Origin of the sequence: Pantoea sp. DY-17 (genome assembly GCF_019795975.1) — a bacterium.
GTDB classification, from domain to species: Bacteria; Pseudomonadota; Gammaproteobacteria; order Enterobacterales; family Enterobacteriaceae; genus Pantoea; species Pantoea leporis.
Genome location: NZ_JAIMIG010000001.1, coordinates 874,338 through 896,347 on the forward strand (window position 1 = coordinate 874,338; position 22,010 = coordinate 896,347).

Here is a 22,010-nt window from a genome sequence, read left to right on the forward strand (position 1 = left end):
GATAGATAAGCTGAGTTAATTTATTCGCTGCAGTTAACGATGCGAGGCAGCGCAACGGCATTTGGTCGCTGTTAGTACCAAACGAAAATGGTAAATAAGATTAATCTATTTGTATGAAGCAAAAAAGATTGCCTTGCGAAACAATTTTCTCAATTTCGGAATTTCCGGGCCCAATTCTGCCACGTTTAAACGCAGCACGGCATGGCTTTTGCTTGACCCTCTGTTTACACCGCTAAACCGCTGGAGAAAGCAATGAATCGGGCTTTGAACTATCTACGTGCTAGCCGCGCCAGCGAGATTGCGAGCCTGCAACGGTTGCTGCGGACCGGCGAACAGATTACCGCCATCAGTGAATTGATCCATGTGCTGCAGCGTGAACGTGGAGCCAGCAATATCTGGCTGTGCTCGGCTGGTCGACTGTTTGGTGAAGAGCTAGCACAGCGCGCTGCGGAGGTAGAACTGCGCGAACAGCGTGCAATGGCGGTGCTGCCGGAAGCAGAGGCGCAGCCCGGCTATAGCCGATTTTGCATGCTGATCGCGACTGCGCTTCAGGCGCTGGACAGTCTGCCGGCGCTGCGTCAGCAAGTACACAGCCGCACCGTGACGCAGGCGCAGGCGATGGATGCGTTTAATCACATCATCTGCACCTTACTCAATCTGGTATTTGAAGCGGCGGATACCGCCAGTGAGCCGGACATCTCGCGTGCGTTAATCGCGCTATTTAGCTTTATGCAAGGCAAAGAGCTGGCCGGACAGGAGCGCGCCACCGGTTCGGCGGGATTCGCTGCCGGTGAATTTACCGAGACGCAACGGCAGCGCATTCAGGTGTTGATCGCTGCGCAGGAGCAAAGCTTTGCGACTTTCAGCCAATTTTCTGATGCGGAAAATCTACAACGCTGGCAGGCGATAGCCGATGCCGGCAGCCAAATTGAGCGGCTAAGACGCATCGCCTGCACCGGCGCACAGTGCGGTGAAAATGGCGTGTTGCAGTGGTTTAGTCTGCTCAGTTCGCGTCTCGATCAGATGAAACAGATTGAAGATACGCTGTGCGCCACGCTGATGAATCGCTGTCAGTGTGCGATTGCGGCTGCCCAGCACAGTGAATCTCCGCCGATAGCCATCGGAGAAGAGGCCAGTTTCTCGCTTTATATCGCGGGTGCCAGCTGGCTGTCAGGCGTTGAAACCACGCTGGACAGCAATGGCCTCGCGCCCCAGCTCGGGCGTTCGGTGCTGGCGTTGATCCGTGAGCAGTCGCAGCGTCTGCAGACGCAGGCCGATGAACTCGCCTCGATGCGCGCGTCACTGGATGAACGCAAAATTATCGATCAGGCGAAAAGCTGGTTGATGCAGCAGCACGGTTTCAGCGAGCAGGATGCGTGGCAGGCGCTGCGTAAGAGCGCCATGAACCAGAACAAACGGGTGCTGGAAATAGCCCTGGCGGTGCTGGCGGTTGCCGCCACGCTCAAGGCATAACTCGAAGGAGGTAGCTGCACAAACCCTGTGCGTAGAGTGCGTCAGCGCAGTGCAAAAACGACGCATCATCAGCGCATTTATAGCGCCAGCCTTGATAAAACGGCCTGATATTTTTGGCACAGGTTTTGCAATACCTTACAGACATTGCGCATTTGTTTCGCCAACGGCGGTGAAGCGAGTGCTTTGGATAAAGGCGTCCGGCCCCATGTTTTTGCGACATGCGGGAGGACGCCTTTTTTTATTCTTTTTTTCAGGATGCGCATGATGAGCAAAACGCGGTTCACATTGTCACGACGTCAATTTCTCCTGGGTAGCGCGGCGGTCGGTGGCAGCTATCTACTGCCGGGATTACGCAATGCGGTATGGGCTGCCGGTTCCGATGCGCCCGAAAAGAGCAACATTCGCGTCGGCTTTATTCCGCTCACCGACTGCGCGCCGGTGGTGATGGCGTCAGTAAAAGGCTTCGATAAAAAATACGGTCTGACGCTGCAACCGAGTAAAGAAGCCAGCTGGGCGGCGGTGCGCGACAAGCTCACCGCTGGCGAATTGGATGCCGCGCACGCGTTGTACGGCATGATTTATGGTCTGCAGTTGGGCATTGCCGGGCCTCAGCATGAGATGGCTAACCTGATGACGCTCAACAACAACGGGCAGGCCATCACCCTGGCGAATCAGCTTAAAGATCAGAAAGTTACTGATGCGGCCAGCCTGCAAAAATTAATCGCCAGCCAAGCCAAAGGCAGCTTTACCTTCGCGCATACCTTCCCAACCAGTACACACGCCATGTGGCTCTATTACTGGCTGGCCAACGCCGGTATCGACCCGTTTGAGGATGTGCGCACCGTGGTGGTCCCGCCACCGCAAATGGTGATGAACATGAAGATGGGCAACATGAGTGGCTTCTGCGTTGGCGAGCCGTGGAACCAGCGTGCTATCAGCGACAACATCGGTTTTACCGCCACCACCACACAGCAAATTTGGCCGGATCATCCGGAAAAAATTCTCGCCACGCGCGCCGCCTGGGTGCAAGAGAACCCCAATACCGCCCGTGCGCTGACCGCCGCAGTGCTGGAAGCCGCGCGCTGGATCGATGCCTCCGACGCTAACCGCAAAGAGACCGCGCAGGTGCTGGCCGGACGCGCGTGGATCAACACCAAAGTGGAAACGCTGGAAGGGCGCATGCTCGGTCAGTACGAAAATGGCCTCGGTCAGCGCTGGCAGGACGCGCACGGTATGCGCTTCTTCCGCGACGGTGAAGTGAGCTTCCCGTGGATTTCCGACGGCATGTGGTTCCTGACGCAGATGAAGCGCTGGGGCATGGTGCAAACCGCGCCTGATTATGCAGCAGTGGCGCGTCAGATCAACCGTATTGATATCTACAAACAGGCCGCCAGCGCGGTGGGCGGCATTAGCGTCCCAGCCGGCGAGATGCGCAGCAGCACACTGTTCGACGGCAAAGTATGGGACGGCAGCAATCCCGCCGCTTATGCCGACAGTTTTGCCCTTAAACGCCGTTAAGTGAGGTCATGATGAAATCTGAAGCACGCTCGCTCAATACCGTGCCGATCGCCGCGCCACCGGCGCAGGTGATTGCACTCAAGGTAACGCCCGCACCGCGTCGGGGTCAACGCTGGCTCCGTCCCCTGCTGCAGCGGCTAATCCCCGCCAGTTGCGGCCTGATTCTGCTGCTGTTTGTCTGGCAACTGGCTTCAATGTCCAGTAAAGGCTTCCCCACGCCATATGCCACCTGGCAAGCCGCCGTCACGCTGTTTGCCGATCCGTTTTACAACAACGGGCCCAACGATCAGGGCATCGGCTGGAACGTGGTCGCCTCGCTGCAGCGGGTGGCAATCGGCTTTGGTCTGGCGGCGCTGGTGGGCGTTCCCGCCGGATTCCTGATTGGCCGTTTTACCTTTATCGCGCACATGCTCAACCCGATCATCGCGTTGCTGCGTCCGGTCAGTCCACTTGCCTGGTTGCCGATTGGCCTGCTGCTGTTCCAGCGCGCTGAACCGGCATCAAGCTGGACCATTTTCATCTGCTCCATCTGGCCGATGGTGATCAACACCGCCGAAGGCGTACAGCGAATTCCGCAGGATTATCTCAATGTGGCGCGCGTGCTGCGGCTCAATGAGTGGACAGTGATGCGCCGCATTCTGTTCCCGGCGGTGCTGCCTGCAGTGTTAACCGGTATGCGTTTATCGATGGGCATCGCATGGCTGGTGATTGTCGCTGCGGAAATGCTAACCGGTGGGCTCGGTATCGGTTTCTGGATTTGGAACGAGTGGAACAACCTCAATGTGGAAAACATCCTGATTGCCATCGTGGTGATTGGCGTGGTCGGGTTACTGCTCGAACAGGCGCTGATTTTACTGGCACGCCGCTTTAGCTGGGAAAAATAAGGAGCCGATGATGAATCCAATTATTCGCGTACAGCAGGTCAGCCAGCGCTTCAATACCGCAGGCGGCGAATTCCTCGCCCTCGATAACGTCAGTTTTGATATCCACGAAGGTGAAACTCTCAGCCTGATTGGTCACTCCGGCTGCGGAAAGTCCACGCTTCTCAATTTGATAGCCGGGCTGACGCAGCCGAGTAGCGGCGTGTTGCTGTGTGACAACCGCGAAATCAGCGGTCCCGGTCCGGAGCGTGCGGTGGTGTTCCAGAACCATTCGTTGCTGCCGTGGCTGACCGCCTACCAAAACGTGGAGCTGGCGGTACAGCAAGTGTTCAAAGGAAAAATGAGCAAAAGCGAGATGAGCGAGTGGATCGAACACAACCTCAATCGCGTGCAGATGAGTCACGCGCTGCATAAGCGTCCGTCGGAGATCTCCGGCGGCATGAAGCAGCGTGTCGGGATTGCGCGTGCGCTGGCCATGCAGCCGCGAGTGCTGCTGCTGGATGAACCGTTCGGTGCGCTTGATGCGCTAACGCGCGCCCATCTGCAAGACAGCGTGATGCGCATCCAGCAGGAGCTCAATACCACCATTGTGCTGATTACGCACGATGTCGATGAGGCGGTGTTGCTGTCAGATCGCGTGCTGATGATGACCAACGGCCCCGCCGCGCAGGTCGGTGACATTCTCAACATCGACCTGCCGCGTCCACGTTCACGGGTAGCGCTGGCCGACGAGCCGCGCTATCACCAGCTGCGTCAGCGGATTCTGCATTTCCTGTATGAAAAGCAAACGGCTGTGGCGTAAGGGGACAACCATGTTGCAGCGACTGGTAGTGATCGGGAACGGCATGGCGGCGATGCGCATGGTGGAAATCTTGCTGCAACGTGCACCGGGTCGCTACGCCATCACGGTGATTGGCCGTGAGCCGCACGGCAATTACAACCGGGTGCTGCTGTCGCCGGTGCTGGCGGGCGAAAAAGCCTTTGCTGACACGGTGCTCCACGAACCCGAATGGTATGCGGCACATCAGGTGCAGTTGCTGATGGGGGAAGAGGCGCTGCAGGTAGATATCCCTACGCGCACAGTACAAACCGACCAGCGCACACTGCACTGGGACAAGCTGGTGTTCGCCTGCGGTTCGAGGCCGCGCATGCCGGATCTGCCCGGCATCCATCGCCCACAGGTGCAGGGTTTCCGCACGGTACGAGACGTGGAGGCCATGCTCGCGCAGCAAGGTCCGGTGGTGCTGCTGGGCGGCGGATTGATTGGCGTGGAAGCCGCAGCGGCGCTGCGTCAGCGTGGACGTGACGTCACGCTGCTGCATCATCGTCCGTGGCTGCTTGATCGCCAGCTGGATGCCAAAGCGGGTGCGCTGTTGCAGCAGCATCTGGCACAGCGCGGTATTCGCTGTCGGCTCGGCGTCACTTTGCAGGCCATTGACGCCGAAAGCGTCACGCTCGGCGATGGGGCGGTTATCGCAGCGGAACAGGTGGTGATCGCCATCGGCGTGCTGCCGGAGATCGCGCTGGCGCAGGCGGCGGGCGTGCCTTGCCAGCGCGGCATTCTGGTTAACCGTCAACTGCAAACCGCGCTTCCGCATGTGTATGCGCTGGGTGAGTGCTGTGAAATCAGCGGCGAAACCTTTGGCTTGATTGCGCCTTGTCTGGCGCAGGCCGCCGTGCTGGCAGCACAACTGGCGGGTGAACCCGTGGCCGACTTTCACTATCAGGAAAACGGTACGCGGCTGAAAGTCAGCGGCATTGAGATGTTCAGTGCGGGCGATATCAGCGAAGGCGACGCCATCAGCAGCTTTGACCCGCTGCACCAGCACTATCGCCGACTGTTTTTGCGCAATGGCGCACTGCGCGGCGTGCTGCTGTTTGGCGACAGCCAGGCGGCAGGCACGCTGCTACCACAACTTCAACAGGCCGCGCAGGTGGGCATTAACGCGCTGTTCGGTCTTGACGACAACACAACGCAGCCAAGCGCTGCAGGAAGCCAGATGATGAGCAAACCTCTTCTCGCCGTGGTTGGACATGGCATGGTCAGCCACCATTTTCTCGAACAGCTGGTGAGTCGTGAACTGCATCAGCACTATCACATCGTGGTATACGGCGACGAGCCGCAGATGGCCTACGATCGCGTGCACCTTACCGAATACTTCAACGGCAAAAGCGCGGACGATTTGTCACTGGTCAGCGATAACTTCTTTCAGCAACACGGCGTCGAACTGCGCAGCGGTTGTGAAGTGGTGGCGATTGACAGTGCAAAACGCAGCCTGCGTGATGCCAGCGGCGCGGAATTGACCTGGGATAAACTGGTGCTGGCGACCGGCTCGGTGCCGTTTGTACCGCCGGTTCCCGGCCACGATCACGCGCGTTGTTTTGTATACCGCACACTGGCCGATCTGGATGCGATTGCTGACTGTGCCCGTAATGCGACGCGCGGGGTGGTGATTGGAGGCGGGCTGCTCGGACTGGAAGCCGCCAACGCATTGAAACAGCTCGGTCTGGAAACCCATGTGGTGGAGTTCGCGCCGCGTCTGATGGCGGTGCAATTGGATGACGGCGGCGCGCAGATGCTGCGCGGCAAAATCAGCGCGCTGGGCGTTCAAGTTCATACCAGCAAGCAAACTGAAGCGATTGAGAGTCTGCCGGATGGCAGCCTGCAGCTGCGTTTTGCCGATGGCAGCCTGCTGGCAACGGACCTGCTGGTATTTTCAGCGGGTATTCGTCCGCGTGATGCACTGGCGCGCGCCGCCGGTCTGCAACTGGGTGAACGCGGCGGCATTCTGATCAACGACGCTTGCGCCACCAGCGCCGCAGATGTCTATGCGATTGGTGAATGCGCGCTGTGGCAAGGGCAAATTTTCGGTTTGGTTGCGCCGGGATATCAAATGGCGCGCGTACTGGCGGCGCAGCTGGCGCAGGAAGAACTGGCGTTCAGCGGTGCCGACATGAGCACGAAACTGAAACTGCTCGGCGTGGAAGTGGCGTCATTTGGCGATGCGCACGGGCGCACCGCTGACAGCCAAAGTTATCAGTGGATCGATAATCCAAAGGGCATCTACAAAAAACTGGTGGTGTGCAAAGATCGCAAAACGCTGCTTGGCGGCGTGCTGGTGGGCGACAGCGCAGATTACGCCAGCCTGCTGCAGATGATGCTGAATCAGTTACCGTTACCAGAAGAGCCGGAAAGCCTGATTTTGCCCCAGTTAGCGAGTGCGCCGGCTAAAGCGCTGGGTGTCGCGGCGTTGCCAGACAGCGCGCAAATCTGCTCGTGCCATAACGTCAGCAAGGCGGACATTTGCGGGGCAGTGCAGGGCGGCTGCGGTGACATGGCGGCGATCAAAAGCTGCACCAAAGCGGCAACCGGCTGCGGTGGGTGTAGCGCATTAGTCAAACAGGTGATGGAGTTCCAGCTCGCCAGTCAGGGCGTGGAAGTGAAGAAGGATATCTGTGAACACTTTGCCTACTCGCGTCAAGAGCTATATCACCTGATCCGCGTCGGCAACATCACCACCTTTGAGCAGCTATTGCAGCTCAACGGACGCGGACAGGGCTGTGAAGTGTGCAAGCCGCTGGTGGGATCATTGCTGGCATCATGCTGGAATGACTACTTACTGAAGCCCGAACATCTGCCGCTGCAGGATACCAACGATCGCTACTTCGCCAACATCCAGAAAGATGGCACCTATTCGGTGGTACCGCGTGTGCCAGCCGGTGAAATTACGCCGCAAGGGCTAATTGCGATTGGTGAAGTAGCCGCTCGTTACGATCTCTACACCAAAATCACCGGCGGTCAGCGCATCGATCTGTTCGGTGCGCGGCTCGATCAGTTACCGGATATCTGGGAACACTTAATCGCGGCGGGTTTTGAAACCGGTCACGCTTATGGCAAATCGCTGCGCACGGTAAAATCCTGCGTGGGGTCAACCTGGTGCCGTTACGGCGTGCAGGATTCTACCGCCTTCGCCATCGCATTAGAGAATCGCTACAAAGGGCTGCGCGCCCCGCACAAAATTAAAATGGCGGTTTCCGGCTGCACGCGTGAATGCGCTGAAGCGCAGAGCAAGGACATTGGCGTAATCGCCACGGAAAAAGGCTGGAACCTGTATGTCTGCGGCAACGGCGGGATGAAACCGCGACATGCCGATTTGTTCGCCAGCGATCTCGATGATGAAACGCTGCTGCGCTACGTTGACCGCATCTTGATGTTCTATGTGCGCACCGCCGATCGTCTGCAGCGCACCAGCGTGTGGATGGATAACATGGAAGGCGGACTCGACTACCTGCGTCAGGTGGTGATCGAAGATTCACTCGGTATAGCCGTGCAACTGGAGCAGGAGATGCAGCGCGTGGTGGAGCGCTATCAGTGCGAATGGCACAGCACGCTGCAGGATCCTTCGCGTCGCGCCTTGTTTACCGCCACCGTCAACAGCGAGCAGCCTGACGAGACGCTCAACTATGTGCAGGTGCGCGGTCAGCGTCAGCCCGCGACGGCGGACAGCATTCCCGTTACCACGTTGCCGGCAGAACCCTGGAGTGCCATTTGCCTTGTCGACGCTATCCCGCCGTCTGCGGGCATGGGTGCGCGGTTAGGCGGTCAGCGTGTGGCCTTGTTCCGCTTGGGCGAGGCGATTTATGCGCTGGAAGATATTGAGCCCGGCACGCAAGCCAGCGTGCTGTCGCGTGGCATTCTCGGCGACGTAGCGGGCGAGCCGGTGGTGATATCACCGCTCTACAAGCAGCGCGTGCGGCTGCGCGACGGACAAAGTCTCGATAACGCCGAGCATCAGCTGCGCTGCTGGCCGGTGCGCGTGGAGGGCGGCAAAGTGTGGCTCGGGCATCAGCCGATTATTGCGCTGGCGGCGGCCTCATGAAAACCACCTGTCCGTACTGCGGCGTGGGCTGTGGCGTGGAGGTGAAAGCCCTCGATGCGCCGGTGAGCGGCGACCGCCAGCATCCGGCTAATTTCGGTCGGCTGTGCGTCAAAGGTTCAGCGCTGGGCGAGACCCTGATGCATGACGGTCGTTTGCTCTGGCCGCAGATTGGTGGTCAGCGCGTCAGTATCGATGCCGCACTGGACCATGTGGCGGCGGGTTTCCGGCGCATCATCGATCAACATGGCCCGCAGGCGGTGGCCTTTTACGGCTCCGGTCAACTGCTAACGGAGGATTATTACACCGCCAATAAGCTGATGAAGGGCTTTATTGGCTCTGCCAACATCGATACCAATTCACGGCTGTGTATGGCTTCGGCGGTGGTGGGTTACAAACGCGCTTTCGGTGCCGATGCGGTGCCGTGCTGCTATGACGATCTTGAACAAGCCGATGTTGTGGTGTTAGTCGGCTCCAACGCGGCATGGGCGCATCCAGTGGCGTGGCAGCGGCTGGTGCAGGCCAAAGCCGAACGCCCTGAGATGCAGCTGGTGGTGATCGATCCGCGTCGTACTGCCAGCTGTGACCTTGCTGATGTTCATCTGGCGCTGCAACCGGGATCTGATAGCGCGCTGTTTGCCGGGCTGCTGAACTGGCTGGCGCACCATGCGGGTATCGATGCCAGTATGTTGCCGCATCTGGCCAATGTGGAAGCGACCTTAGCCGCCTGTGAGGCGTGGGATGTGGCGACGGTCGCCGCTGCCTGCCAGCTGAGTGAGCATGACATTGTGGCATTTTGGCAGCTGTTCGCAGCGCAGCCGCGCGTGCTGACGCTGTGGTGCATGGGCATCAATCAGTCACAAACCGGCAGCGATAACAACAACGCCATCCTCAATGCGCATCTGCTCAGCGGCAAAATCGGCCGTGCGGGCTGCGGACCGTTTTCGCTGACCGGACAGCCCAACGCCATGGGCGGCCGTGAAGTGGGCGGCTTAGCCAATCAGCTGGCGGCGCACATGGGCTTTAGCGCAGCAGAGGTTGATCGTGTTGCGCGCTTTTGGCGGAGCGATCGTGTTGCGCAGCAGCCGGGACTGACGGCAGTTTATCTGTTCAATGCCATCGAACGCGGCGACGTCAAGGCAGTGTGGATCATGGGTACCAATCCTGCCGTTTCGATGCCGGAAGGTAACCGCGTGGCGCACGCGCTGGCGAAATGCGAGCTGGTGGTGGTGTCGGAAGTCAGCGCCCACAGCGACACGGCACAATTTGCTGATGTGCTACTGCCGGCGCAGGCATGGGGCGAGAAAAACGGCACCGTGACCAATTCGGAGCGGCGTATCTCACGCCAGCGCAGTTTTATTGCGCCAGCCGGTGAGGCCAAAGCGGATTGGTGGCTGCTGGCGCAGGTGGCGCAGCGACTCGGTTTTGGCGCGGCCTTTGCCTGGCAGCATCCAGGCGAGATTTTCGCCGAGCATGCCGCGCTGTCTGGTTTTGAGAATCGCGGCACGCGCGCCTTTGATATCAGCGCGCTGGCAACCATCACGCGTGAGCAATATGACCAGTTAGCCCCGGTGCAGTGGCCGATCACTGCCGCGTCACCCAACGGCACCGCGCGGCTGTTTGCCGATCGCCGCTTTTACCATGCCGATGGAAAAGCGCGTCTGCTGCCGCCCGCGATACCGGTTAAAACCCTCATGACCACTGATTATCCGCTGCTGATGAATACCGGCCGCATCCGCGATCAGTGGCACACCATGACGCGCACCGGCAACGTGCCGCGACTGATGCAGCATTACGATGAACCCTTTGTCGCGCTAAATCCGCTGGATGCGGCGGCGTACGGCTTGAGCCACGGCGATGTGACGCGCGTGCAGTCGGCGCTGGGCTGGTGCAGCGGACGCGTCACCCTCGACAGCGGCCTGCAGCGTGGGCAAATCTTTGTGCCGATGCACTGGACAAGACAGTTCAGCGGGCAGGCCAACGTCGATGGATTAGTCGCGGCCAGCTGTTGTCCCGATTCCGCTCAGCCAGCGTTAAAACAAACGGCGGTGCGCTTGCAACTACTGCGTCCAGCGTGGCAAGGCTGGCTGTGGCTGCCGGACATCATCACGCCGCCTGCACTACTCTACTGGTCGCGAGCCCCACAGCCCGGCGTGCAGCGCTATGTGCTGGCGGGCAGCGCTCATGCTGGCGAATGGCTGATGCAACTGCCGGGCATGTCCGCATTGCAATGGCAGCAGGCGCAGGCGGGACAGCAATTGCACTGGCTTGGCTGGCGCGAGGGCAAGTTGGCATGCGCCTTTTATGCCGCGCCCTGGCTACCAGACATCGATCACCCATTTATCGCGCGGGCCTTCAGCCAGCCGCCCGATTTGCCGCAGCAGCGACATGCGCTGTTGGGCGGGCGACCGGCGCAGGGCGGCAGCCACGGACGTACCCTTTGCAGCTGCTTTGGCGTCGGTGAAGTGGCGATTCGCCGGGCCATCGCTGAGGGCTGTGATTCCCCGGCAGCGCTCGGCGCGGTGTTGAAATGCGGCACCAACTGTGGCTCCTGTATCCCGGAGCTCAAACAACTGCTCTCATCTCTGCGCGTGGCGCAGTAACGGAAAACATCATGACGCAAGCCAGTGAATCCCTCGACAAGCTGTTTAATCCGCGTGACGGCGAACACGCGCAAGGTGGCGTCTGGCTGGTTGGGGCTGGGCCGGGAGACGTAGAACTGCTCACCTTAAAAGCATGGAGGCTGATCAACAGCGCCGACGTTGTGGTGTATGACCGGTTGGTGAGCGAGGCGATCATGGCGGAAGTGCCGCCGGAGACGCTGGCGATTGATGTCGGCAAGAAGCCCGGCAGCCACGGGTTAAAGCAGGCGCAAACTAATCAGCTGCTGGTGGATTTAGCCCGCAGCGGGCGGCAAGTGGTGCGGCTCAAAGGCGGCGATCCCTTTATTTTCGGGCGCGGCGGTGAAGAGATGCTCTATCTGCAACAGGCGGGAATAGCCTGCCAGATCGTGCCGGGTATTACCGCCGCCGCCGGATGCGCGGCAGCCAGCGGCATTCCGCTAACGCACCGTGATTGCGCACAGTCGCTGCGGTTAATTACCGGTCACGGCAAAAGCGGTGAACCGCAGCTGGATGATGCCAGCCTCGCCGCCAATAACCAGACGCTGGTGTTTTATATGGGGCTGAAGTGGAGCGCCAGCATCAGCGCACAGCTGCAGGCGCAGGGCCGCAACGCGCAGACGCCGGTGGCAATCATTGAGAATGGCACGCGTGCCGATCAGCGGGTGATGATCACTACGCTGGCTGAGCTGGCACACACTGTTGAGGTGCAACAAGCCCAATCGCCGGCGTTATTGTTGGTGGGTGACGTGGTGCACTTTTATCGCCAACCGGTCAGGATTAATGCACATTCGAGCAATGTAGCGGCGCCATTTATGGCGACCAATCAGCCCGCAATTTCACTTATGGCTAAATAAGCTCACATTTCCCCCCTTTAATCCGCGCTTTAGCCTGTCAGGGTTTTGGCATTCTATGCTCAGAATTCCTGCCAGCTGAGGTAAGTCGTGGCTGAAGAGAGTAACGAGGACAAAACAGAATCGCCCACGCCCCACCGACTTGAAAAAGCGCGTGAGGAGGGGCAGATTCCGCGTTCGCGCGAGCTGACTTCAGTGATGATGCTGTTGATTGGATTGCTGATCCTGTGGGTCGGCGGCAACAGCATGGCGGAGCGTCTGGCCAGCATGGTCGCCACCGGATTTCGTTTTGATCACGGCATGGTAAACGATGACAAAGTGATCATTGGTCATATCGGCAGCCTGATTAAGCAGGCGGTGATCGCGCTGCTGCCGCTGATGGGCGGCTTAGTGGTGGTGGCGATTGCCGGGCCGATGGCGCTGGGCGGCCTTAACTTCAGCGGCAAATCCATTAAGTTCGATCTCAAAAAGCTCAACCCGCTTACCGGTATTGGCCGCATGTTCTCCGGCCAAACCGCTGCAGAGCTGGTGAAATCGATCATGAAAGCGGTGCTGGTTGGGCTGGTGGCTGGCTGGTACATCTGGAGCCATTGGGAAGAGATGCTGCGTTTGATGAGCGAATCGCCGATCAACGCGCTACATCATGGTTTGTCGATGATCGCCGCCTGCTGTGGGCTGATCATGCTGGGCCTGTTCCCGATGGTGGGTTTTGATGTGTTCTGGCAGCTCTACAGCTACTTCAAAAAGCTGAAGATGACACGCCAGGAGATCCGCGACGAACATAAACAAAACGAAGGCGACCCGCACGTTAAAGGGCGTATTCGCCAGGCGATGCGCGCGGCGGCACGCCGTCGCATGATGGCCGATGTACCGAAAGCCGACGTTATCGTCACTAACCCGACGCACTACTCGGTGGCGCTGAAGTATCAGGAAGGCAAGATGAGCGCGCCCAAAGTGGTGGCCAAAGGCGCGGGCGATATCGCCTTGAAGATTCGTGAGCTCGCCAAAGAGCACCGCATCCCGATTCTCGAAGCACCGCCGCTGGCGCGTGCGTTGTATCGACACACCGAAATTGGTCAGTTCATCCCCGGCGCGCTGTATGGCGCGGTAGCGGAAGTGCTGGCCTGGGTTTGGCAGCTGCGACGCTGGAAGCGCGAAGGCGGCCTGATTCCAAACAAACCAAAAAACCTGCCGGTTCCGGCAGACATGGACTTTGCAGGAGAGAACACTAACGATGGCTAATTTAGCCGAGAAGCTGCGTTTACCGGGCAACTTTAAAGACACGCAATGGCAGGTGCTGGCGGGCCCGGTACTGATCATGTTGATCTTGTCGATGATGGTGCTGCCGTTACCCGCATTCATTCTTGACCTGCTGTTCACCTTTAACATTGCGCTGTCGATCATGGTGCTGCTGGTGGCGATGTTCACCCAGCGCACGCTAGAGTTCGCCGCCTTCCCGACCATTCTGCTGTTCTCGACGCTGCTGCGTCTGGCGCTGAACGTTGCGTCAACCCGTATCATTCTGCTGGAGGGCCACACTGGCGCCGATGCGGCCGGACGCGTGGTGGAAGCCTTCGGTCACTTCCTCGTTGGCGGTAACTTCGCCATCGGTATCGTGGTGTTCATCATCCTCGTTATCATCAACTTCATGGTTATCACCAAGGGTGCGGGACGTATCGCCGAAGTCGGCGCGCGTTTTGTGCTGGATGGGATGCCCGGTAAGCAGATGGCGATTGATGCTGATCTAAACGCCGGCTTGATTGGCGAACAGGAAGCCAAGCAACGCCGTACCGAAGTGACGCAGGAAGCCGATTTCTACGGCTCAATGGACGGTGCGAGTAAGTTCGTTCGTGGTGACGCCATCGCCGGCATCCTGATCATGGTGATCAACATCATCGGCGGCCTGTTGGTCGGCGTGGTGCAGCACGGCATGGATCTCGGTCACGCCGGTGAAACCTACACGCTGTTGACCATCGGTGACGGCCTGGTAGCACAGATTCCGGCGCTGGTGATCTCCACCGCCGCCGGTGTCATCGTAACGCGCGTGGGCACCGATCAGGACGTCGGCGAGCAGATGGTAACGCAGCTATTCAAGAACCCGCGCGTGCTGATGCTGAGCGGCGGCGTGATTGGTTTGCTCGGCCTGGTGCCGGGCATGCCAAACCTGGTGTTCCTGCTGTTTACCGCTGCGCTATTAGGACTTGCCTGGTGGTTACGCGGTCGCGAAATGCAGCCGAAGAAACCGGCGGAAGCTTCCAGTCTGGTGAAAACCCAGGAAACGCCGGCCACGGTGGAAGCATCGTGGACCGATGTGCAGCTGGAAGATTCGCTCGGTATGGAAGTGGGTTATCGCCTGATTCCGATGGTCGATCACCTGCAAAACGGCGAACTTTTGGGGCGTATCCGCAGTATTCGTAAGAAGGTGGCACAAGAGGTGGGCTTCCTGCCGCCGGTGGTGCATATCCGTGACAACATGGAACTGCCACCCGCGCGTTACCGCATCCTGATGAAAGGCGTAGAAATTGGCAGCGGCGACGCTTATCCTGGCCGCTGGATGGCGATCAACCCTGGCACGGCTGCTGGTTCGCTGCCGGGCGAGCCAACCGTCGATCCGGCCTTTGGTCTGGCGGCGATCTGGATCGACAGCGCCCTGAAAGAGCAGGCGCAGATTCAGGGCTTTACCGTGGTGGAAGCCAGCACCGTGGTGGCGACGCACCTCAATCACCTGATTGGCCAATACGCCAGCGAGCTGTTTGGCCGTCAGGAAGCGCAGCAGCTGTTGGATCGCGTCACGCAAGAGATGCCGAAGCTGACCGAAGATCTGGTGCCGGGCGTCATCACGCTGACGACGCTGCACAAAGTGCTGCAAAACCTGCTGACCGAGCGCGTCTCGATTCGCGATATGCGCACCATTATTGAAACGCTGGCGGAACATGCGCCGGTGCAGAACGATCCGCAAGAGCTCACCAGCGTTGTGCGTGTGGCGCTGGGACGGGCGATTACCCAACAGTGGTTCCCGGGCAACGGCGAAGTGCAGGTGATCGGCCTCGATGCCACGCTGGAACGCCTGCTGCTGCAGGCGCTGCAAGGCGGCGGTGGACTCGAGCCAGGTCTGGCAGATCGCTTACTGGTGCAGGCGCAAGGCGCACTGCAGCAGCAAGAGATGGCAGGCGCGCCGCCGGTGCTGCTGGTCAATCATCCGCTGCGTGCGTTGCTGGCACGCTTCCTGCGGCGCAATCTGCCGCAGCTGATTGTGCTGTCGAATATGGAGCTGACCGACAACCGTCAAATCCGCATGACCGCCACCATTGGAGGCAAGTAATGCGTCGCTGGTGCTGGGCAGTAATGCTGATGCCGTTGATGGCGCTGCCGCTGGCTGTTGATGCGTCCAGCGGTGCCTGGACAGCCAACGCCAGCGGCCCAAGCCTTGGCGTGCGCGGTAACTGGCTGTTGACGCCTGCGCTGCGTGCGCCCTCCAGCGCGCCGGGCAACATTTCGCTGGTGTACTGGCGTTATCAGCTGAGCCGTCCTGCGCCCTCGGGTTTGGTGGTGCGCTTGTGTGCGGGCGATCGTTGTGTCGAGATTGAAGGCGCCAGCGGCAGTACGCGCGGCTTAGCCAACGTGGCGGCGGAAGAGACGCTGCATCTGGCATTTGGCTTTCAGGGGAAGGGCGCCTTGCCGCCCGGCTTACGCGTGGTGAGCAGTGAAGTGACGGTGAATTATCAGTAACGCGTGTTACCTCGGCGACGCGCCCTGCGCCGCCGAGTGCAGTAATTAAGGCTTATCTCCCTGACCGTAAATTGGCGGTGAAGCCAGTTTTGCATCCTCTCTTAACCCTTTTACCTGCTTCGCATCCACTTTGGCCGCCGCCGGATTACCAAACTGCTGGGTAACAAAGTTACTGACGTCAGCCACCTGCTGGTCACTCAGCTCAGGCGCAAAAGGCGGCATAAAGACTTCTCCCTCGCGCATATGGCGATGCACACCGTTGAGGACCACCGATACCACGTTCAGCGCATCTGCCGCGCCGGTGCTGGTGTGGTGGAATAGCGATGGATAGGCATGGAAACCGCTGCCCGATCCCGCACCTTCCGCGCCGTGACAGCTGGCACAGTTACCGGCAAATACCACCGCACCGGGCTGAGCATGGCGGGTCGCCTCATCGGCACCGCGCAGTGCAATCAGCGCGGTGGAAGGTTGTCCCCAGCTGTCGCGCGCACGGGTTTGCTGCGCGTCCGGCTGCGGCTTAACGCTGCGCAGATAGGTGGCGATGTCCTGCAGATCACTCTCGGGCAGATATTGCAGGCTGTGCTCAATCGCTTCGGCCATCGGTCCGGAGGCGCTGGCTTTGTTGGCGACAAAGCCGGTTTTCAGGTAGGTCACCAGCTGCTGCTGGCTCCAGTCACCGATGCCTGCCTGCTTATCGGGTGTGATGTTGTAAGCCATCCAGCCGCCGAGATCGCCGCCAGCCAATGCTTTATCGTTGTCCATGCCCATGGTCAGATTACGCGGCGTATGGCAGGTGCCGCAGTGCGCCAGCGCTTCAACCAGATAGCGGCCGTTATTCCACTGCGCGCTCTGCTGCGTATCATTCTGCAATTCGCCTTTATCGAAGTTAAACCACTTCCAGAAGCGCATGCCCCAGCGTTGGTTGAATGGGAACGGCAGGTCGGTTTGCGGTGAAGCCTGATGCACCGGCGGCATCGACATGAGATAGGCTTTGATTGCCAACACATCGTCGCGCTTCATTTTGGTAAAGGAGTCATACGGCATCGCCGGATAGAGCTGCTCGCCGTTTTTGCCAATGCCGTCGCGCACCGCAGCAACGAACTGATCGTCACTCCAGCTGCCGATACCATACTGCTTATCGGAGGAGATATTGCTGCCCCAGATCTGGCCGAAAGGCGTACTGACCGCAAAGCCGCCGCCAAACAGCGGGCCGTTGGTGGCGGTATGACAGGCGGTACAGTCACCGGCGCGCGCCAGATATTCGCCGTGCTTAATCTGAGCGGCATTGTCTGCCGCCTGCGCCACGGCGCACTGCATCAGGACCACCGCGATAGCGGCCTGAATCAATACAGGTTTCATCGGGTGCTCCTTACAAGCTTGCCAGAACGCTATCGGCCATACGCAGCGCCAGCGCGGTTCCAGTCAGCGTAGAGTTGACCGTCGAGGCCGACGGCATAATACCGGTACCGGCGATAAACAGGTTCGGGTGATCGTGGGTGCGACAGTGACCATCCACAACCGAATCCTGCGGATTGCTGCCCATGATCATGGTACCGGTGATATGTTGGTTGTTGTCGTAGACGCCGCGTTTGCTGTAGACCGCCTCGGTGCCGCCCATCTCTTTCACCATGCGCTGGAAGTCGATCATCGACTGGTCATAGCCGCGATGCACGTAGTCCGGGAAGCGGTAGTAAACCTCGAGGCGGGGAATACCCCAGGCATCCTTCTCGGTTTTGCTCAGCTTGACGCGGTTCTGCGGCTCCGGCAGCATCTCCAGCAGACACTTCAACTGAACAAAACGCTCGGCCTGGAAGGCCAGCTTGTCGTTGAGCGCCTTGCCGTAATAGCCCTGACGCACCAGACGTTCGGTGAGATAACGCACCGGCGAGGTGTTGGCGAGGTCGATACGCAGCGCCGAGCGCTCACCACGGAAATCGCCGTCGCGCATATTGTTGATGCTGCCAGGACGCATCGGCCCACGGCCAAACCACACCGGCTCATCGGCGTAGAACTCTACCGACGATCCTGGATGATCCATCAGGTTGCGGCCCACCATGCCGGAACTGTTGGCGATGCCGTCCGGGTAGCGATCGCTGGTGGAGAGCAGCAGGATTTTCGGGCTTTCGATGCCGTTGGCGGTCAGGACAAACTGTTTGCCAGTAACGCGATGGCGCGCTTTGTTCTGATCGAGATAGTGCACCGCCTGAATGGTGCCTTTGTCGTCAGCCTCAATGCGGAACACCACCGCATTGGTGACGATTTTGACACCGGCATCCAGCGCCTTACGCGCGGCGATGCCGCCGTGGTACTGCGCATCGATCGGGCAAACCGGCATGCAGTTGTTGTTGCCGCAGCAGGCCGGGCGACCGTCATAGGCGATACTGTTACGCGCCTGCGGACCAATGCCCACCTCATAACCCAGCGGACCGAGTCGCTGCTTCAGACGATCGAAGCCATACGGCAGCGGAATGCCCGGCAACGGATAAGGGCGCGAACGCGGCGAAGCCAGATCGCTGTCACCGGACACGCCCATCTGGTATTCGGCGTCGCAGTAATAGGGTTCCAGCTCGTCATAGCTGATCGGCCAGTCGCGGCCAATGCCGTACAGCGACTGAATGCGCATATCGTTCGGCAACAGGCGGAACGCTTGTCCAGCCCAGTGCCATGTGGTGCCGCCGGTGCCGCGCAGATATTGGGCGCGATAGGGATCCGGGCCTTTTTGAATCAGGTAATTGTTATCGCTGGGAATGAATTTAGGCTGCGGTGCCCACGGCTGCGGCGGATACGGTTCGGTGAAGTCGCCCTTAAACGGCGAGTTGCGGAAATACTCCACCGCCTGATCGCGCTTAATCTCCGGGCCGGACTCCAGCATCAATACCGAAGCGCCTGCTTTGGCCATCTTCAGCGCCGCCAGTGAACCGGCAATGCCGGCGCCAATCACCACCACATCGGCGCTTAATGAATCAGACATGTGCTCTCCTTGCAGGCGGCTGCGTCCAGAAGTTAGGTTGCCCCGGCGCGTAGCTCGGTGGTAACAGGGAATCACGCACCAGTTGGTAGCTGACGATATTCTCAAAAGCGATACATTGCGGACGCGGCAGCGGCCCGACAACACCGAGATACCAGCCGGAAACCAGCGCCTGATAAAGATCGTCGAGGGCTTTGGGTTGGGTACTCAGCAGCGCCAGCAGGCTGCTGCCGTTGGCGGCAGGTTGCTGCTGCAGTAGCGCGCTGAGCGTATCGAGCTGGCTGTCCAGCTGCGGGAAATGCGCGTGCAGCCAGCTGTAGAGGCGCTGCGCCAGCAAGGCGTCCGGCTGGTCCAGTCCGGTTAATCGGACGGAAATCGCAGTAAAACTGGCGGACGGTGCCACTGCGGCGGCCAGCGGTGGCGAGGCGAAAGCCAGGCTGCCGGGGAGCGCCTGCGTCAGGACGCCAGCCACCAACAGGCCCGCCGTGCCGGTCAGCAACCGGCGGCGTGAAAGAGTCATCATGGAAATTCCCGAAAGTTATTTCAGCGCCTGAGCGGCAGCCTCTGAAGCCTGATTATCCAGATCCTGTTTGGGGGTGCTGACGCCAACCGCGCCGACCACTTCATTCTGCAGCGTGAGCGGGAAACCGCCGCCGAGCGCCACCGCGTGCGGGATGGCGAGTACCGTGGTTTCGCCGCTCTGCAGACGCTGCATAAATTTCAGGGAAGGGGCGTGATACAGCGCCGAGGTGCGCGCTTTACCAATGGCGGCATCGACGCAGCCCGGCGATGCGCCGTCAAGGCGCTGGAAGGCCAGCAGCGTACCGCTGGCATCAACCACCGCTACACAGCCGGTGCTGTGCTGCGCGCTGATGCTGTTTTTGACACTGGTCATTACCTGGTTGGTGTGGCTGGCGTCCAGCGCGGCGGCGCTGGCTTGGCCAATACCCGCTGCCAGCAGCAGGGAAAGGGCGACAGATGCTCTAATCTTCATGTTTTGCTTCCGATAGTTATTGTTTTAAAACCTGCTTCTCGTCTCGCTTACGCTACGCTGTTGCAAAAATGTAAACAATTGCCGATAAACAAAACGCATACCTCTATGCGTATAACTCATTGAGGTGGATAGATCTTATCCAGCGTCTGTTGCCAGACGAACGGCGTCAGTTGTTGATAGCGCAGAGAGCGGGCGTTTAACGCATCAATCAGCCCTTGCTGCGTGGCAACAATCGCTGCGCTCATGGCGGCTGGTACCTTGACGTCCTGCAGCGTTTTCACCACTTCCTGCATCTCTTCGGCGCGTCGCTGGCCGTGCTCCGCCACGCGGCTAATCAGGTAGTGCGGCAGCTGATCGTTCCAGCCCAGCGACGGGAAACTGGCGTGCAGCGAGTCGAGCACCGCTTGCTCTACGCCATACTGGCGCGCCGCGCTCAGGCATTCGGTGGTCAGCGCTTCGAGGCCTTTGATCATTACGCTGCGGCACATCTTAATCGCCGACGCTTCACCCACTTCGTCACCCAGCAGGCGGCTGTTGAGGCTCAGCTGTTGCAGCAGCGGCTGCACCTGTTCAGCCTGAGCGCCGCCAATCAGCAGCGGTGTCGCCAGCCGCTTGGGCGGCACCGGCGCCATCACCGCCACGTCGATATAGCTGGCACCCGCAGCGTGAATCACTTCAGCCGCGGCGCGTTTGGTGTGCGGTGCCACCGAGTTGAGATCGAGAAAGTGCTGCCCGGCCTGTAACCGCGCTGCCGCCTGCTGCGCCACGTTGAGGGCCTGCGACGCGGTAACGGTGGAGAACACCAGCGCGGCGTCCTGCAATGCATCCGCCAGCGAAGCGGCCAGCCGCACGCCGCTCTGCTGCGCTTTTTGCTGCAGCGCGGGCAGGGTTTCTGCCGCGAGGGCTTTGCGATCCCATACCGTCACCGCATTGCCCCGCGCCTGTAAATCATGGGCGAGAATGCCGCCCGCTTCGCCAAAACCGATAAAGGTGATGTTCATCAATTACTCCTTGCTGAATGGCCAGACCGCCGCCGGAATCATGACTTCACCGGCGAAAATGGCACGCGCGGTGCGCAACAGACCGCAGCCCGCCAGCGGGTTATCGCCTTCGCGCTGTAGCAGCACGCTAAATTCACCGCTGGGATGTTCCACGCTCAGGCGCTGTTGAGGTTGCTGGCTGGTGCGTGCCAGTCCGTCGGCGACGCTGCCGGGGATCAGGCAGGCGCTGGCGACACTCACCGCGCCAAGCACGCCAATCGAGGCGTGGCAGCGGTGTGGAATAAAGGTGCGTGAGCTGATGGCGCCGCCGTGACGCGCTTCGGCCAGCAGCGTGACTTTGGGCACCGTACGCTGGCTGACATCCCCTAAATTCATCCGCGGCCCGGCCTGCAGGCGGATCGACTCCAGCCGCTGCTTGAGCTCGCTGTCGTTATCTAACGCGTCGCGGCTTTCATAGCCGCTGCGATTGACATCCGCCGCACGCACCAGCACCACCGGCATGCCGTTGTCGATACAGGTGACATCAATACCATCAAAGCGGTCGCGCGGCTGACCGGTTGGCAGCAGCGAGCCACAGCTCGAACCGGCAATGTCTTTGAAGGTGAGGGCGATTTCGCCTGCGCTGCCCGGTACGCCATCAATGCGTAAGTCGCCGTCATAGTCGACTTCACCGTCGGGCGTGGCGAACGCCGCCTCGGCAATCTGCCCGGTGTTCTGCATGAAAATGCGCACACGGGTGCGTTGATTGCCTGCTTTTACCAGCCCGCGTTCCACGGCGAAAGGCCCGACGGCGGCGAGGATATTGCCGCAGTTTTGCCCGTAATCGACGCGGGCTTGATCGACGTTGACCTGGGCAAACAGGTAATCGACATCGGCATCGTCACGGTGTGAAGCGCTGACGATCGCCACTTTGCTGGTGAGCGGATCGGCCCCGCCGAGGCCGTCAATTTGACGAATATCGGGCGATCCCATCACCGCCAGCAGTACCCGATCGCGGGCCGCCGGTTCGGCTGGCAGATCCTGTGCCAGAAAGCAGGCGGCTTTGGAGGTACCGCCGCGCATCAGTAAGCAGGGAATGCGACGCTGGCGCATGG

16 protein-coding genes are annotated in these 22,010 nt (G+C 59.9%); 10 read left to right on the forward strand and 6 right to left on the reverse strand.

Annotated features, from left to right (window positions below):
* Nucleotides 1-252 precede the first annotated feature (252 nt).
* The 10 genes from K5Y33_RS04215 to K5Y33_RS04260 all read left to right on the forward strand — a co-directional run bounded on the left by K5Y33_RS04215 (nt 253) and on the right by K5Y33_RS04260 (nt 15,953).
* Nucleotides 253-1,473 (forward strand): nitrate regulatory protein, encoded by a 1,221-nt coding sequence (locus K5Y33_RS04215; RefSeq protein ID WP_101764125.1) that lies wholly within the window; start codon nt 253-255, stop codon nt 1,471-1,473.
* Between the two features lie 264 nt (nt 1,474-1,737).
* Nucleotides 1,738-2,991 carry a CmpA/NrtA family ABC transporter substrate-binding protein gene (locus K5Y33_RS04220; protein ID WP_110866338.1) on the forward strand — a complete coding sequence of 418 codons (1,254 nt, stop codon included), beginning with the start codon at nt 1,738-1,740 and terminating at the stop codon, nt 2,989-2,991.
* Nucleotides 2,992-3,002: 11 nt separating this feature from the next.
* The gene (gene ntrB / locus K5Y33_RS04225; protein ID WP_222233853.1) at nt 3,003-3,875 is read left to right on the forward strand and encodes a nitrate ABC transporter permease; all 873 of its coding nucleotides are present in this window, start codon (nt 3,003-3,005) and stop codon (nt 3,873-3,875) included.
* Nucleotides 3,876-3,885: 10 nt separating this feature from the next.
* Entirely contained in the window at nt 3,886-4,674 is a 789-nt protein-coding gene (locus tag K5Y33_RS04230; protein ID WP_217547516.1) for an ABC transporter ATP-binding protein, read from the forward strand.
* Nucleotides 4,675-4,684: 10 nt separating this feature from the next.
* A complete protein-coding gene (gene nirB / locus K5Y33_RS04235) occupies nt 4,685-8,752 on the forward strand; it encodes a nitrite reductase large subunit NirB (protein WP_222233311.1) in 4,068 nt (1,355 codons plus the stop codon).
* On the forward strand, nt 8,749-11,352 hold the full coding sequence (locus K5Y33_RS04240) for a nitrate reductase (protein WP_222233312.1): 2,604 nt from the start codon (nt 8,749-8,751) through the stop codon (nt 11,350-11,352). The genes nirB and K5Y33_RS04240 overlap by 4 nt, the downstream gene beginning before the upstream one ends.
* Nucleotides 11,353-11,363: 11 nt before the next feature.
* Complete coding sequence (cobA, locus tag K5Y33_RS04245) at nt 11,364-12,227, forward strand: uroporphyrinogen-III C-methyltransferase (protein WP_137385963.1); 864 nt, start codon at nt 11,364-11,366, stop codon at nt 12,225-12,227.
* Between the two features lie 87 nt (nt 12,228-12,314).
* Complete coding sequence (gene flhB, locus K5Y33_RS04250; protein ID WP_101764132.1) at nt 12,315-13,466, forward strand: flagellar biosynthesis protein FlhB; 1,152 nt, start codon at nt 12,315-12,317, stop codon at nt 13,464-13,466.
* Nucleotides 13,459-15,546 (forward strand): flagellar biosynthesis protein FlhA, encoded by a 2,088-nt coding sequence (gene flhA, locus K5Y33_RS04255; protein ID WP_101764133.1) that lies wholly within the window; start codon nt 13,459-13,461, stop codon nt 15,544-15,546. Before flhB ends, flhA begins: the two co-directional genes overlap by 8 nt.
* A complete protein-coding gene (locus K5Y33_RS04260) occupies nt 15,546-15,953 on the forward strand; it encodes a flagellar protein FlhE (protein ID WP_101764134.1) in 408 nt (135 codons plus the stop codon). Before flhA ends, K5Y33_RS04260 begins: the two co-directional genes overlap by 1 nt.
* 45 nt (nt 15,954-15,998) lie before the next feature.
* Here the strand turns inward: K5Y33_RS04260 and K5Y33_RS04265 are convergent, their stop codons facing one another.
* From K5Y33_RS04265 to K5Y33_RS04290, 6 genes are all read right to left on the reverse strand, one after another.
* Nucleotides 15,999-17,312 (reverse strand): cytochrome c, encoded by a 1,314-nt coding sequence (locus K5Y33_RS04265; protein ID WP_222233313.1) that lies wholly within the window; start codon nt 17,310-17,312, stop codon nt 15,999-16,001.
* Between the two features lie 10 nt (nt 17,313-17,322).
* Nucleotides 17,323-18,924, reverse strand: a complete 1,602-nt coding sequence (locus K5Y33_RS04270; protein WP_222233314.1) for a GMC family oxidoreductase — start codon at nt 18,922-18,924, stop codon at nt 17,323-17,325.
* Nucleotides 18,917-19,444 carry a sugar dehydrogenase complex small subunit gene (locus K5Y33_RS04275; protein WP_110866329.1) on the reverse strand — a complete coding sequence of 176 codons (528 nt, stop codon included), beginning with the start codon at nt 19,442-19,444 and terminating at the stop codon, nt 18,917-18,919. Before K5Y33_RS04275 ends, K5Y33_RS04270 begins: the two co-directional genes overlap by 8 nt.
* A 15-nt stretch (nt 19,445-19,459) precedes the next feature.
* Nucleotides 19,460-19,915 carry a heme-binding protein gene (locus K5Y33_RS04280; protein ID WP_101764138.1) on the reverse strand — a complete coding sequence of 152 codons (456 nt, stop codon included), beginning with the start codon at nt 19,913-19,915 and terminating at the stop codon, nt 19,460-19,462.
* A 116-nt stretch (nt 19,916-20,031) separates the two neighbouring features.
* Nucleotides 20,032-20,916 carry an NAD(P)-dependent oxidoreductase gene (locus K5Y33_RS04285; protein WP_222233315.1) on the reverse strand — a complete coding sequence of 295 codons (885 nt, stop codon included), beginning with the start codon at nt 20,914-20,916 and terminating at the stop codon, nt 20,032-20,034.
* Nucleotides 20,917-20,919: 3 nt separating this feature from the next.
* Nucleotides 20,920-22,008 carry a 4-oxalomesaconate tautomerase gene (locus K5Y33_RS04290; RefSeq protein ID WP_222233316.1) on the reverse strand — a complete coding sequence of 363 codons (1,089 nt, stop codon included), beginning with the start codon at nt 22,006-22,008 and terminating at the stop codon, nt 20,920-20,922.
* Between the last annotated feature and the right edge of the window lie 2 nt (nt 22,009-22,010).

What these genes read in the sequence shown, in the direction of transcription:
- K5Y33_RS04230 (WP_217547516.1), top strand. Translation starts at nt 3,886, where the DNA reads ATGAATCCAATTATTCGCGTACAGCAGGTCAGCCAGCGCTTCAATACC.
- K5Y33_RS04240 (WP_222233312.1), top strand. Translation starts at nt 8,749, where the DNA reads ATGAAAACCACCTGTCCGTACTGCGGCGTGGGCTGTGGCGTGGAGGTG.
- flhA (WP_101764133.1), top strand. Translation starts at nt 13,459, where the DNA reads ATGGCTAATTTAGCCGAGAAGCTGCGTTTACCGGGCAACTTTAAAGAC.
- K5Y33_RS04270 (WP_222233314.1), bottom strand. Translation starts at nt 18,924, where the DNA reads ATGTCTGATTCATTAAGCGCCGATGTGGTGGTGATTGGCGCCGGCATT.
- cobA (WP_137385963.1), top strand. Translation starts at nt 11,364, where the DNA reads ATGACGCAAGCCAGTGAATCCCTCGACAAGCTGTTTAATCCGCGTGAC.
- K5Y33_RS04285 (WP_222233315.1), bottom strand. Translation starts at nt 20,916, where the DNA reads ATGAACATCACCTTTATCGGTTTTGGCGAAGCGGGCGGCATTCTCGCC.
- ntrB (WP_222233853.1), top strand. Translation starts at nt 3,003, where the DNA reads ATGAAATCTGAAGCACGCTCGCTCAATACCGTGCCGATCGCCGCGCCA.
- nirB (WP_222233311.1), top strand. Translation starts at nt 4,685, where the DNA reads ATGTTGCAGCGACTGGTAGTGATCGGGAACGGCATGGCGGCGATGCGC.
- K5Y33_RS04215 (WP_101764125.1), top strand. Translation starts at nt 253, where the DNA reads ATGAATCGGGCTTTGAACTATCTACGTGCTAGCCGCGCCAGCGAGATT.
- K5Y33_RS04260 (WP_101764134.1), top strand. Translation starts at nt 15,546, where the DNA reads ATGCGTCGCTGGTGCTGGGCAGTAATGCTGATGCCGTTGATGGCGCTG.
- K5Y33_RS04280 (WP_101764138.1), bottom strand. Translation starts at nt 19,915, where the DNA reads ATGAAGATTAGAGCATCTGTCGCCCTTTCCCTGCTGCTGGCAGCGGGT.
- K5Y33_RS04275 (WP_110866329.1), bottom strand. Translation starts at nt 19,444, where the DNA reads ATGATGACTCTTTCACGCCGCCGGTTGCTGACCGGCACGGCGGGCCTG.
- K5Y33_RS04290 (WP_222233316.1), bottom strand. Translation starts at nt 22,008, where the DNA reads ATGCGCCAGCGTCGCATTCCCTGCTTACTGATGCGCGGCGGTACCTCC.
- K5Y33_RS04220 (WP_110866338.1), top strand. Translation starts at nt 1,738, where the DNA reads ATGAGCAAAACGCGGTTCACATTGTCACGACGTCAATTTCTCCTGGGT.
- K5Y33_RS04265 (WP_222233313.1), bottom strand. Translation starts at nt 17,312, where the DNA reads ATGAAACCTGTATTGATTCAGGCCGCTATCGCGGTGGTCCTGATGCAG.